General features: G+C 58.4%; 13 protein-coding genes. 2 read left to right on the top strand and 11 right to left on the bottom strand.

From position 1 onward, the window contains the following. Positions 1 to 79: 79 nt before the first annotated feature. The 11 genes from AB4Z35_RS18780 to AB4Z35_RS18730 form a co-directional block, all read right to left on the bottom strand. Complete coding sequence (locus AB4Z35_RS18780; protein WP_442098600.1) at positions 80 to 2041, bottom strand: DUF7844 domain-containing protein; 1962 nt, start codon at positions 2039 to 2041, stop codon at positions 80 to 82. Beyond that, the gene (locus AB4Z35_RS18775; protein ID WP_008002141.1) at positions 2038 to 2358 is read right to left on the bottom strand and encodes a DUF2388 domain-containing protein; all 321 of its coding nucleotides are present in this window, start codon (positions 2356 to 2358) and stop codon (positions 2038 to 2040) included. The genes AB4Z35_RS18780 and AB4Z35_RS18775 overlap by 4 nt, the downstream gene beginning before the upstream one ends. Positions 2359 to 2385: 27 nt before the next feature. After that, the gene (locus AB4Z35_RS18770; RefSeq protein ID WP_442098599.1) at positions 2386 to 2703 is read right to left on the bottom strand and encodes a DUF2388 domain-containing protein; all 318 of its coding nucleotides are present in this window, start codon (positions 2701 to 2703) and stop codon (positions 2386 to 2388) included. A 107-nt stretch (positions 2704 to 2810) separates the two neighbouring features. Beyond that, a complete protein-coding gene (locus AB4Z35_RS18765) occupies positions 2811 to 3131 on the bottom strand; it encodes a DUF2388 domain-containing protein (protein WP_008002137.1) in 321 nt (106 codons plus the stop codon). 142 nt (positions 3132 to 3273) lie between these two features. Continuing rightward, positions 3274 to 3483, bottom strand: coding sequence for a DUF1127 domain-containing protein (locus tag AB4Z35_RS18760; protein ID WP_442098598.1), 210 nt, complete (start codon positions 3481 to 3483; stop codon positions 3274 to 3276). Between the two features lie 258 nt (positions 3484 to 3741). Next, a complete protein-coding gene (locus AB4Z35_RS18755) occupies positions 3742 to 3957 on the bottom strand; it encodes a DUF1127 domain-containing protein (RefSeq protein WP_008002135.1) in 216 nt (71 codons plus the stop codon). A gap of 319 nt (positions 3958 to 4276) precedes the next feature. Then, positions 4277 to 5770 carry an acetyl-CoA hydrolase/transferase family protein gene (locus tag AB4Z35_RS18750; protein ID WP_008002133.1) on the bottom strand — a complete coding sequence of 498 codons (1494 nt, stop codon included), beginning with the start codon at positions 5768 to 5770 and terminating at the stop codon, positions 4277 to 4279. A 213-nt stretch (positions 5771 to 5983) separates the two neighbouring features. After that, a complete protein-coding gene (locus AB4Z35_RS18745; RefSeq protein ID WP_008002130.1) occupies positions 5984 to 7420 on the bottom strand; it encodes an NAD(P)(+) transhydrogenase (Re/Si-specific) subunit beta in 1437 nt (478 codons plus the stop codon). Beyond that, complete coding sequence (locus tag AB4Z35_RS18740) at positions 7417 to 7773, bottom strand: NAD(P) transhydrogenase subunit alpha (RefSeq protein ID WP_128604429.1); 357 nt, start codon at positions 7771 to 7773, stop codon at positions 7417 to 7419. The genes AB4Z35_RS18745 and AB4Z35_RS18740 overlap by 4 nt, the downstream gene beginning before the upstream one ends. An 11-nt stretch (positions 7774 to 7784) precedes the next feature. Further along, positions 7785 to 8906 (bottom strand): Re/Si-specific NAD(P)(+) transhydrogenase subunit alpha, encoded by a 1122-nt coding sequence (locus AB4Z35_RS18735; RefSeq protein WP_008002126.1) that lies wholly within the window; start codon positions 8904 to 8906, stop codon positions 7785 to 7787. Between the two features lie 435 nt (positions 8907 to 9341). Beyond that, positions 9342 to 10241 (bottom strand): LysR family transcriptional regulator, encoded by a 900-nt coding sequence (locus tag AB4Z35_RS18730; protein ID WP_442098596.1) that lies wholly within the window; start codon positions 10239 to 10241, stop codon positions 9342 to 9344. Positions 10242 to 10398: 157 nt separating this feature from the next. Between AB4Z35_RS18730 and AB4Z35_RS18725 the strand changes: the two genes are divergently transcribed. Together AB4Z35_RS18725 and AB4Z35_RS18720 are read left to right on the top strand one after the other, a co-directional pair. After that, a complete protein-coding gene (locus tag AB4Z35_RS18725) occupies positions 10399 to 11580 on the top strand; it encodes an acyl-CoA dehydrogenase (RefSeq protein ID WP_442098594.1) in 1182 nt (393 codons plus the stop codon). Between the two features lie 13 nt (positions 11581 to 11593). Beyond that, positions 11594 to 12814, top strand: a complete 1221-nt coding sequence (locus AB4Z35_RS18720) for a CaiB/BaiF CoA transferase family protein (RefSeq protein WP_008002120.1) — start codon at positions 11594 to 11596, stop codon at positions 12812 to 12814. The last annotated feature ends 245 nt before the right edge of the window (positions 12815 to 13059 follow it).

Raw genomic sequence — 13059 nt, 5'->3', positions numbered from 1 at the left:
CGATGGCGGTGTATCAGTCAACAAGGATGTTGAAACTGATGGCCTTTTCGCGAGCAAGCTCGCTCCTGCAAGTTACGGATCAAGGCAACTCTATCCCGCCTGATGCCTTGTGCAGTTTGCGCAAGTGCTCACCAATCTGCTTCACGTTGGCCTCGTTGGCGGCCATTTCGGCGGCACGGTCAGGTTCAAGCAACGCTCTCACTTCCTTGTCCAGATCCCCGGACAGCGCCAGGAGCTGCTTCTGGCGCTGGCTGCTTTCTGACTCCAGATGTTCCCACTCGCTTGGTTGCGGTAAGCCATAACCGTTGGTGCCCAGCAACTCAGCCGGACGACTGAGGAAGCCACTGTTGGCAAGAATGTCCTTGAGTGTCGCGTTGGCCTTGTCCATCCCGCCATTCTTCAGCTCTCGGGCGCCCAGATAGCGTTGCTTCACTTCATCCTGGGCCAATAGCAACTGCCGACGGAAACTCGCTTGCTCCAGCAGAAGCAACGCCGCACTGGTGCGCAAATCGGCTTGTTCAAACCATTGCCGCCGCTCATCGGCTTTCAAGTCGAGCCAGTCTTCGACGGTTTCCTGTTTGACCGGCAAGTGCTTTTTCAGTACTTCGAACATGGCCTGATAGCGATCGCGGAAAGAATCGAAACGATAACCCAGACGCAAGGCTTCTCGCGGATCGTCCAGCACACTGGTGTCCGCCAGTCCGCGGCCCTTGAGCACCTCCAGCAAACCGTTGGGCATGATGTTGTCGAGTCCCACCAGTTGCGGGTTGTTGGTGCCGCCGCGCAGCAGTTTCAGTTCTTCCACCGCGCAGTTGTTCGACAGGAAGAAGTAGTTGCCGTCGTAGCTCCAGTGCATCTCGGCGGCACGTCCAACCACGTCTTCAATCTCTCTGCGCGACAGGTTCAGGGGCACGGAGGCCAGGCTGCGCAGTTCGGTCTTGGTGTATTCGTCGATGACTTGGGACAGCGGCAGGATAAACAGCCGCGACGGGTATTTACCGACCAGGCCATCCCAGCTCGACAGCTGCACGTCACCGACGAAGGCGCGGTACGACAGCACCAGATGCTGGTCCAGGTCCAGTCGACAATCCGGTCCGCGTGGCCGGCCCGGTGCGCAGATCACCAGGCGCAACATGCTGTGGCCCCAGCGGCTGAACAAGTTCTGGTTAGCCTCGGCCAGCAGATAGTCAACGGCGTAGACCCGTTCCGGATCGACCTGGCCCAAAGGTGTCTTGGCGAAGTCGTTGCCGGCATTGAGGAAGGCGAAGGTTTTGCTGCAACTGTCTTTGGCGGCGGGCGCCCAGCCGAAATGTTCCTCGTAGTAGCGATACAGCGCGGGACGGCGGCAGGCGTAGGTGGGATCAAGGAGGAAATACTCCATGTTGACCGCGACGAATTCCTTTGGACTGCTGGTCTCGTAGATGTCCGGACTGCGGGCAATCTGGCGGTTGTGCTGTTCGCGTTCGCCGCGACGGCCGACGTATTGCTGCCAACCGGCGAGGTCGAGCAGGCGCGGATCGTCACTGAGGGTAAAACGCCGGCCGGACTGGCCCCGACATTGGTCGGGAATGCCAACCAGCCCTGAGCTGTTGTTGCGCTGGGTGCAGCGCTGAATCAGCTTGCGTTCGGCATCCGGCCACAGGCGCGAGCGATCGTAGATGTGAGTCAGCTCGTGCAGCACCGTGGCCAGCATTTCCTGGCGCACGGTGCCATGGGGGCGATGGGTTTTCCTGGTCGCAGCGCTGCCATCGGTGAGGCCGGCCAGCAGGTTGCGGTTCAGATCAAGCTCGGACACCAGTGACGCCTGGCCATAGGCGTTGCTTGGCATGTCATCGGTCCAGACGACGTCGATGCGTCGATCGAGTTGCTCGATAAAGCGTGGCGGCAGTGCCTGCATGGCTTCATCGAGCAACGTCTGGCTGGCTTGCTGTTGTGCGGGAGTCAGACCTTCGGTCTTGAGCTGTAACTGAAGGCCTGCGTGGGCCGTGTTGCCCAGCAGCAACAGGACCCCGGCCAGCAGCCAGACGCCTGGACGCTTCACAGTGCGAGGATGGCTTCAGCGAGATCCTGGTCACTGGCGTCACGGGCTTCCGGCACGCGGGTGCGCAGCAAGTCGAAAGCGGATTCCAGGTGAGCGCCCCGGATGTCGCCATTGCTGGCAACGAAACTGGCGGCATCGTCCTGGGCTTCGCGCACGATCTTCGAATCGCGGATGGACGTGGTGGTATCGGAAGTGAAATCGAGGGTGCGCTGGGTAGCACGGATCAGCATGTTACTGGTGGCAACCAGAGTATGTGCCTGGGCCACGTCGGCCAACAGCAGCAGGCCTAAGGTGGCAGCAATCAGCGGGTTACGCATGGAACGACTCCAGAAAAACAGGGATAACTATTGGACGAGAATTGCTTGTGCCAGTTCAAGGTCGCTGGCATGAAGTTTTGCCTGGGTTCGGCGCAGATACCGCAAGGCCGACTCCAGTCGTGCACCTCTCAGTTGGCCGTCACTGGCGATGAATGCCGCAGCGTCATCCTGGGCGGCGAGCAGCAGTTTATGGTCGAAGGGGGCGCAGGTCACCAAACTTGTGGCGTAACCGCTGGCGACGATGCCTTGGGTGGACAGGTTGAAGGCGTCATAAGCGTGGGCTGATGCGCAGTAACCAAGGGTAAGAAAGACTGTAGCTATCAAGAGGCTGGAAGGAAAACGCATGAGACTCGAAAGTTGAAAGTGAGTCCAAAGGCTAGCGCAAGGCCCGCTCTAGAGCCAGCGCCGAAACATTGGGACACGTCGGACGTGCCCCATGTCTGTGCAGTCGTTTAGATGGTCAGGATTGCTTGCGCCAGTTGTGCATCGGTGGCACTCAACTGTGGCGCCTGGTGGCGAATGTGGTCGAGTGCGCTTTCCAGTTTTACGCCGCGGATGGAACCTTCGCTGGCGACAAAGCTGGCAGCGTCGTCACGGGCCGCAAGAACGATCTTGTCATCCTTGAACGACGAAGAGACGACGTCGGTGGTCGCATCGGATGTGGCTTTGAGTGCATTGACAACAGCATCCGTGGTCACGATGAAACTGCTGGCTTGTGCACTGGCAGCCACGGCAAACAGGGCCGCAGCGCTAAGCAGGCGAAGACGGGACATAGGTAACTCCTTTGGGTAAACCAGTTGAAAAATGGCGCAGTGTCTGCAAGGTCAGACGCCAGGCGCTTGGCGCTCGCCACGTTCTGAATTGATATTAGGCCTGAGTGTGTCGGTTCGAATAGCCCGTCATGCAAACAGGCAGTCAGCGCCAGAACGGTTTATCCAATTCATTGATGCGGTCGGCGTGGCTGATGCCAAGGTCTGATAGCTGACGATCATCGAGTTGAGTCAGTAAACGTCGTGTTCTCGCCCTTTCCAAGCTAGCGAAGAGCCCTGTCAGCAGATCTCTGACCCAGTGCAAGCAAGGTCTCGATTGAACTGAGGGGGTGGAAACATCCTGTAAAGAATTCATGGCGCGGTCCCTGTCCTGATAAGTAGAGGGCTCCATGCTGACACCGGGCGAATGTCCACTACAGACACACTGCGGCAATATTGTACTCGTTCAGTTTGTGGTTTTTGTAAACTGTACTGGTTCTCAGGATTCTCGACTGTAAGACCAGGTTTGATCGGCCAAAACGACAAAACCCGTCGTGGTTTCCCACGACGGGTTTTGTTTTTTCAATTCGGGTTGCTGGCGGTGGACCTTCAGGTCAGAGCCAGCGACGCTAACTTAGCGCCAGAACGGCTTGCTCAGCTCTTCGTAGCGTTGTGCTTCGCTAATCCCGGCGTCAGCCAGCAGACGCGAATCCAGGCGAGCCAGTTGATGGCGGCTGGAGATGCGGCGCTGCCACAACATCAGGTTGGCGATAACGCGCAAAGGCAGGGAAGCCTGGTTTTTTGCAGCGGTGTCTTCAAAGAACAGATCGGAACTGAGTGTACGTTCCATGGTGGTCATCCTTCCGCTTGTGGCGGGATTAGGTAGTGGTTTAACTGGTGCCCATGATCCTCTTGTTTGCCTAGTCTCTGTAGATACAGTTCACCTGTATTGTGAGAGCTCAGTTAACTGTTTATAGGTGGTGTACTGGTCTAAATTGAGGCAACTGTACCTATGCGCACTGTAGTGGTGCATTTTTGATGTTTTGATCCAGTAAGGTAGGAGTTTTCGGTAGGAAATGACCGGTACAGCAGTACAGTTTTTTTCATATTGCGAGAGGGCAAGCGCAAGCTGACGAAACTGTGTTTGCGTCAGCTGCTATCTGTACCAATTACTTCTTCAGCATTTGCCCGGTTTCTTCCAGGTTTATGTGCCAGCTGAGGGCGTCACGCAGGATGTGCGGGGTGTGCCCGCCGATGGCGCATGCGGCGGTGAAGTAATCATTCAGCGCCTGGCGGTAATCCGCATGCACGCACTTGTCGATGATGACCCGGGCACGCTCCCGGGGCGCGAGGCCTCGCAAGTCCGCCAGGCCTACTTCGGTCACGAGGATGTCGACATCATGTTCGGTATGGTCAACGTGGCTGACCATCGGCACCACGCTGGAGATTGCACCGCCCTTGGCAATCGACTTGGTCACGAATACGGACAGGTGCGCATTGCGCGCAAAGTCGCCGGAGCCACCGATGCCGTTCATCATCCGCGTGCCGCAGACGTGAGTGGAGTTGACGTTGCCGTAGATGTCGAACTCCAGCGCCGTGTTGATGCCGATGATGCCAAGGCGACGCACGACTTCAGGGTGGTTGGAAATCTCCTGCGGGCGCAGAACCAGTTTGTCCTTGTAGCGCTCCAGGTTGCCGAAGACGTCGGCATTGCGCCGGCTCGACAGGGTGATCGAACTGCCCGAGGCAAAACTCAGCTTGCCTGCGTCGATCAGGTCGAAGGTCGAGTCCTGAAGTACTTCGGAATACATCGTCAGGTCTTCGAACGGCGAGTCGATCAGTCCACACATCACCGAGTTGGCAATGGTGCCAATACCGGCCTGTAGCGGGCCGAGCTTGTTGGTCATGCGTCCTGCGGCCACTTCCTGCTTGAAGAAGTCGATCAGGTGGTCGGCAATGGCTTGGGTCTCAGCGTCTGGCGCCAGCACCGTGGAGGGTGAGTCAGCCTGATTGGTGACCACAATGGCGACGATTTTTTCCGCTGGAATCGGGATGGCGGTGCTGCCAATGCGGTCGTCGACCTTGACCAGTGGAATCGGGGTGCGGGTCGGACGATAGGTCGGGATATAGATGTCGTGCAGACCTTCGAGGTTCGGGTTGTGCGCCATGTTGATCTCGACGATCACATGCTTGGCGAAAATTGCGAAGCTGGCCGAGTTGCCTACCGAGGTGGTTGGCACGATATGCCCTTGCTCGGTGATTGCTACCGCTTCAATCACGGCAATGTCCGGCAGTTTCAATTGCTGGTTGCGCAATTGCTCCACGGTTTCCGACAAGTGCTGGTCGATGAACATGACCTCGCCGGCGTTGATCGCCTTGCGCAGGGTGCTGTCGACCTGGAATGGCATGCGTCGCGACAACACACCGGCTTCTGTCAACTGCTTGTCCAGGTCGTTGCCCAGGCTCGCGCCGGTCATCAGGCTGATCTTCAGCGGCGTGACCTTGGCACGCTCGGCCAGCGCCTGGGGGACGGCCTTGGCTTCGCCGGCGCGAGTGAAGCCACTCATACCGACGGTCATGCCGTCCTCAATCAGAGCGGCAGCGTCGGCGGCACTCATCACTTTGTCCAACAACGAAGGCAGGCGAATACGGTCACGGTACATGGATTGTTATCTCGGGTAACAGGTAGCAGGACGTGCAGTCTAGTGAATTGCGTCGGCTTCTGTCCCGCTACCAAGGTCGCAATCGAGGTGTCTATTCCGGGCCTTTGAAGCAAAACACCGTTACCGGATCGGTAATAAAAGAATAGTTCGTCCGACGTTTTGCGCAAACAAAAACGCCCCGACGAGTCGGGGCGTTCTGTGTGTCGCAGAAGGTTAGTCGACGGCTTTGACCATGTCTTCGATGACTTTCTTCGCGTCGCCGAACACCATCATGGTTTTGTCCAGGTAGAACAGTTCGTTGTCCAGGCCGGCATAGCCGCTGGCCATCGAGCGCTTGTTGACGATGATGGTTTTGGCCTTGAACGCTTCGAGGATCGGCATGCCGGCAATCGGCGATTTCGGATCGTTCTTCGCGGCCGGGTTGACCACGTCGTTGGCACCCAGCACCAGCACCACGTCGGCCTGACCGAACTCGGAGTTGATATCGTCCATCTCGAACACTTGGTCGTAAGGCACTTCGGCCTCGGCCAGCAACACGTTCATGTGGCCGGGCATGCGACCGGCAACCGGGTGGATCGCATACTTCACGGTCACGCCGCGATGGGTCAGCTTCTCGGTCAGTTCCTTCAGCGCATGCTGGGCCCGTGCGACCGCCAGGCCATAGCCCGGAACGATGATCACGGTGTCGGCGTTGGTCAGCAGGAAGGTCGCGTCGTCAGCCGAGCCGGATTTCACCGGACGGGCTTCTTTCGAACCCGCCGGGCCGGCCGCATCCGCCGTATTGCCGAAACCACCGAGCAGTACATTAAAGAAGGAACGGTTCATCGCCTTGCACATGATGTACGAGAGGATCGCACCGCTTGAGCCTACCAGCGAACCCGCGATGATCAGCATCGAGTTGTTCAGCGAGAAGCCGATACCTGCCGCCGCCCAGCCGGAATAACTGTTGAGCATCGACACCACCACCGGCATGTCGGCGCCACCGATCGGGATGATGATCAGCACACCGAGCACGAAGGCCAGCGCCAGCATCACGCCGAAAGCGGTGTAGTCACCGGTGAGCATGAAGGTCACGCCCAGGGCCAGTGTGGCCAGGCCCAGCAGCAGGTTCAGCTTGTGCTGACCGCCAAACTGTACCGGTGCACCCTGGAACAGGCGGAACTTGTACTTGCCGGCCAGCTTGCCAAAGGCAATGACAGAGCCGGAGAAGGTGATGGCACCAATGGCTGCACCGAGGAACAGTTCCAGGCGATTACCGGCCGGGATCGCGTCACCGAGTTGCTGGACGATGCCCAGCGACTGCGGCTCGACCACGGCAGCCACAGCGATGAACACCGCAGCCAGGCCGATCATGCTGTGCATGAAGGCGACCAGTTCGGGCATCTTGGTCATTTCAACGCGTTTGGCCATGATCGAACCGGCGGTGCCGCCGATCAGCAGGCCGACGATCACGTAGACGATACCGTCGTGGGCAAGTTCGGCACCCAGCTTGTAGATCAGGCCGACTGTGGTGAGGATCGCCAGGCCCATGCCGAGCATGCCGAACAGGTTGCCGCGACGCGACGTGGTGGGATGCGAGAGACCCTTGAGCGCCTGGATGAAGCAGACCGAGGCGATCAAATACAGGGAAGTAACCAGGTTCATGCTCATGCTTGCTGCACCTCAGCCTTGACTGCTTCGGCCTTGGCTGCCGGAGCTTTTGCTGGAGCCGCTTTTTTCTTGAACATTTCCAGCATGCGCCGGGTTACCAGGAAGCCACCAAACACGTTGACGGCGGCCAGGGCCACCGCCATGGTGCCCATGGTCTTGCCCAGCGGGGTCACGGTGAGGGCGGCAGCGAGCATGGCGCCGACGATCACGATGGCCGAGATGGCGTTGGTCACGGCCATCAGTGGCGTGTGTAGGGCAGGTGTGACGTTCCAGACCACGTGGTAGCCGACATAGATAGCCAGCACGAAGATGATCAGGTTGTAGATACCGTGAGAGATCAGCATGTCTTCCATTGTTTTTATCCTCAGCCGTTCTTGCGCACGATCTGGCCGTCGCGGCACATCAGGCACGCGGCGACGATATCGTCTTCAAGGTTGATCACCAGTTGTCCTTCTTTATCGAACAACAGTTTCATGAAGTCCAGCAGGTTGCGTGCGTACAGTGCCGAGGCATCGGCTCCAACCGCGGCAGCCAGGTTGGTCGGGCCGACAATGGTCACGCCATTCTCGACGACCACTTGGTCTGCCACGGTCAGCGGGCAGTTGCCGCCCTGGGCTGCCGCGAGGTCGATGACCACCGAACCGGGTTTCATCTGCGCCACGGTTTCCGCGCTCAACAACGTCGGTGCCTTGCGGCCCGGAATCAGCGCGGTGGTGATGACGATGTCAGCCTGTTTGGCGCGCTCGTGCACGGCCACGGCCTGACGTTGCATCCAGCTGGCCGGCATTGGCCGGGCGTAGCCACCGACACCGACGGCGCATTCACGCTCTTCATCGGTCTCGTAAGGCACGTCGACGAATTTGGCGCCGAGGGATTCGATCTGCTCTTTTACCGCAGGGCGCACGTCAGACGCTTCGATCACTGCGCCCAGACGTTTCGCCGTAGCGATGGCCTGCAAACCGGCCACACCTGCACCGAGAATCAGCACGCGCGCCGCCTTCACAGTGCCCGCAGCAGTCATCAGCATCGGCATGAAGCGCGGATAGTAGTGCGCGGCCAGCAACACGGATTTATAACCGGCGATGTTGGCTTGCGAGGACAGTACATCCAGGCTTTGGGCGCGGGATGTGCGAGGCGCAGCCTCCAGGGCAAATGCGGTAATGCCGCACTCGGCCAGCTTGGCGATGGTTTCGTTGCTGAACGGGTTGAGCATCCCCACCACAACGGTGCCGCTTTTAATCAGCGTCAGTTCGCTGTCGCTGGGAGCGACCACCTTCAAAATCAGCTCTGCACCAAACGCGTCATTGGCGCTGCCAATGGTCGCGCCTGCCGCTGCATAGGCACTGTCGACAACGCTGGCATTAACGCCGGCGCCGCTTTGTACAGTGACCTTATGACCCTGGCTGATCAGCTTCTTGATGGTTTCAGGGGTTGCAGCAACCCGTGTTTCACCGGTCTGGGTTTCGAGAGGAACACCAATGTGCACGTCAAATCTCCTGCGTGATCTTATTGAGTAAACCCATGCACTACGGATGGTGCGGCTGGGGCGGCCGATCAGCACGATCCCGCCAAATCAGGGCGGGGCGCGGCATTTTGCAGGCGAACTTTGTGCCCTTCAAGGGATTATGACGGGTGACGGAAAATTAACTACAAGTCACCCCGTGACCGAATGTCGCAACCAACTGGCTCAATCCCTTGCAGACCGTGCTTTTCAAGGATTCTGGCCGAAATTCAGGAAATTACACATCGGCCGTATGAATGATGCGGCATCGCTTCGAAATAGTGGCGCAAAGCCGCGTGGTCAGCCGCTTGTGGGACGTTTGTACGACTTCTCGATACAGTTTGCTGCTATGCGACAAATACGTATATCTGTAGGGCTTTACGGTTGCTGACTACGGGGTCAAGTAATGTTAGAGAGCCTTTATCCCTCTAGGCTGTAGCTGTGTGCCTGATTTACCAGCCAGTCACGAAATGCCCTCAAAGACGCAGATTCGACCTTTCGCTCAGGAATCATCAGGTAATAAGCCTTGATGCTCGACAGTGCTTGCGGGTTGGCGATCACCAGGCGTTTTTCTTTCAGCTCTCTTTGAATCAGGAACGGCGGAATCAGTGCAATGCCCATGTCGTGCATAGCCGCTTGGGCGAGCATGGAGAATAGCTCGTAGCGAGGACCTGTCATGTCTCGCGGGACATTCAGATGTTGGGAGTCGAACCATTGGCGCCAGGCATAGGGGCGGGTGGTTTGTTGCAGAAGAGGCAAGTCGGCGATTTCGCCGGGCGCCAGACTGGTCTTTTTTTCGAGCAGGTTGGGGCTGCAAACGGGCATCGGATTTTCACCCATCAGCCTGTGGGACTCTGTACCCGACCAATCCGCGTCACCGAAGTAGATGGCGGCATCAAAATCAGTGTCGGCGAACAGGAACGGCCGCGTGCGGTTGGTCAGGTTGACCGTCACTTCCGGGTGCTTTTGCTGGAAGTCCTTGAGTCGCGGCAGCAGCCATTGGGTGCCGAAGGTCGGAACGACGGCCAGTTCGATCACGTTGGCGCCCTGTTGGCCCATCACGGACAGGGTATCGCGCTCAACCGCGTCAAGCTGAGTGGCCACTCGACGGCTGTAGGAGAGACCGGCTTCCGTCAGCTTGACCCCGCGCCGCGAGCGTCGGAACAGTTCCACACTGAGGAACTCCTCCAGGCTGGCGATCTGTCGGCAAATCGCCCCTTGAGTCAGCGAAAGTTCCTGGGCTGCCTTGGTGAAGCTCTCGTGGCGCGCCGCAGCCTCAAAGCTGATCAGGGCGGTGGTGCTGGGTATCTTTCTGCGCATGTACGTCAACCTCACTAATACATCGCATAAAGGCTCTTTTGCGACGTTTCGGAGTGAGAAATTAGCACAACAGTATGCGAAATCCTCGTTTGCCGTAACGCCGAACCCGGCCTAGCATCAGTCCACGTTATTTGACCCGATTCGAGAGGACACACTCATGGGCGGTAAAGCTAGCTTCAACTGGATCGATCCCCTGCTGCTGGATCAACAGCTCACTGAAGAAGAACGCATGATTCGCGACACGGCTGCGCAATTCGCTCAGCAAAGCCTGGCGCCGCGCATTCTCGAAGCTTTCCGTCATGAGAAGACCGACCCGGCGATCTTCCGCGAAATGGGCGAAGTCGGCCTGTTGGGCGCAACCATCCCCGAGCARTACGGCGGCMSKGGCCTGAACTAYGTCAGCTAYGGCCTGATCGCCCGTGAAGTCGAGCGCATCGACTCCGGCTATCGCTCGATGATGAGCGTGCAGTCCTCTCTGGTGATGGTGCCGATCAATGAATTCGGTACTGAAGCGCAGAAGCAGAAGTACCTGCCGAAACTGGCTTCGGGCGAGTGGATCGGCTGCTTCGGCCTGACCGAGCCTAACCACGGTTCCGATCCTGGCGCGATGATCACTCGTGCACGCAAAGTAGAGGGCGGCTACAGTCTCACGGGCAGCAAGATGTGGATCACCAACAGCCCGATCGCCGATGTGTTCGTGGTCTGGGGCAAGGACGATGCCGGCGACATCCGCGGCTTCGTTCTGGAGAAAGGCTGGAAAGGCCTGAGCGCTCCGGCGATTCACGGCAAGGTGGGCCTGCGGGCATCGATCACCGGTGAAATCGTGATGGACAACGTGTTCGTTCCGGAAGAAAACATTTTCCCGGATGTCCGTGGCCTGAAAGGTCCTTTCACGTGCCTCAACTCGGCACGTTACGGCATCTCCTGGGGCGCGTTGGGTGCTGCCGAGTTTTGCTGGCACACCGCTCGCCAGTACACCCTGGATCGTCAGCAGTTTGGCCGCCCGCTGGCCGCCACTCAGTTGATCCAGAAAAAACTGGCCGACATGCAGACTGAAATCACCATGGCGCTGCAAGGCTGCCTGCGTCTGGGTCGTATGAAGGATGAAGGCACTGCGGCGGTCGAAATCACTTCGATGATGAAGCGCAACTCTTGCGGCAAGTCCCTGGACATCGCGCGCATGGCTCGCGATATGTTGGGCGGCAATGGTATTTCCGATGAGTTCGGTGTTGCTCGCCACCTGGTCAACCTGGAAGTGGTGAACACCTACGAAGGTACCCATGACGTCCATGCTCTGATCCTTGGTCGTGCGCAAACCGGCATCCAGGCGTTCTATTAATAGGAGAACGTCGATGGGCGCGCTTTCGCATCTACGGGTACTGGATTTATCGCGGGTGCTGGCCGGGCCTTGGGCCGGGCAGATCCTTGCCGACCTTGGCGCCGAAGTGATCAAGGTCGAGCGCCCGGGTAACGGCGATGACACGCGCGCCTGGGGGCCGCCGTTCCTTAAAGACGCTTATGGGGAAAACACCAGCGAGGCGGCCTATTACTTGTCGGCCAATCGCAACAAGCAATCGGTCACCATCGACTTCACGCGCCCTGAAGGGCAGAAGCTGGTGCGTGAGTTGGCGGCCAAGTCGGACATCCTGATCGAGAACTTCAAGGTTGGCGGTTTGGCGGCTTATGGCCTGGACTATGAATCATTGAAGGCGATCAATCCGGATCTGATCTATTGCTCGATCACCGGCTTCGGCCAGACCGGCCCTTACGCCAAGCGTGCGGGTTATGACTTCATGATCCAGGGGCTGGGCGGTCTCATGAGCCTGACGGGGCGACCTGAAGGGGAAGAAGGCGCGGGGCCGGTGAAGGTCGGCGTAGCGCTGACAGATATCCTGACCGGGCTGTATTCGACTGTCGCGATCCTGGCTGCGCTTGCGCATCGGGATCACGACGGTGGCGGTCAGCATATCGACATGGCGCTACTGGACGTACAGGTGGCTTGCCTGGCTAACCAGGCAATGAACTACCTGACGACAGGCAATGCGCCTAAACGCTTGGGTAATGCTCACCCGAACATCGTGCCTTATCAGGATTTTCCTACGGCGGATGGCGATTTCATCCTTACCGTCGGGAACGATGGGCAGTTCCGCAAGTTCGCGGAAGTGGCCGGGCAGCCGCAATGGGCGGACGATCCGCGTTTTGCTACCAACAAGCTGCGGGTGGCAAACAGGGCTGTACTGATTCCGCTGATCCGCCAGGCTACGGTATTCAAGACTACCGCTGAGTGGGTGGCGCAGCTCGAACAGGCTGGCGTGCCATGCGGGCCTATCAATGACGTGGCGCAGATGTTTGCCGATCCTCAGGTGAAGGCGCGCGGGTTGGCTATCGAGCTGCCGCATGCGCTGGCTGGTATGGTGCCTCAGGTGGCGAGCCCGATTCGACTCTCGGAGACGCCAGTGGAGTACCGTTTTGCACCTCCTTTGCTGGGTGAGCACACGCTGGAGGTTCTGCAGCGGGTGTTGGGCCTGGATGCCGGGGCGGTGACTGCATTCAAGGCTTCGGGCGTTCTCTGACGGGTCTCCTCTATATAGAAGGGCGTTTGGGCTCTTCTATATAGGCTTCCTTCGGGTCGRTTGGGTGCTTTCTGCAAGTTATTGATACAAAACCAAAATCAGTGCTTGACGGCAGATTCTGGAGGCCTATAATTCGCCCCACTTCCGGCGCAGTCGAAACGGAAAACTCCTTGGTAAACAAAGAGTTACGCAGTTTTCGGCAGTGGTTGCTTCAGGTCATCGAAGCGCAAAGGAAGTTGAAAAAG

Source organism: Pseudomonas sp. KB_15, assembly GCF_052114525.1.
Lineage (GTDB): Bacteria > Pseudomonadota > Gammaproteobacteria > Pseudomonadales > Pseudomonadaceae > Aquipseudomonas.
This window is presented reverse-complemented; position numbering and strand designations above follow the sequence as displayed.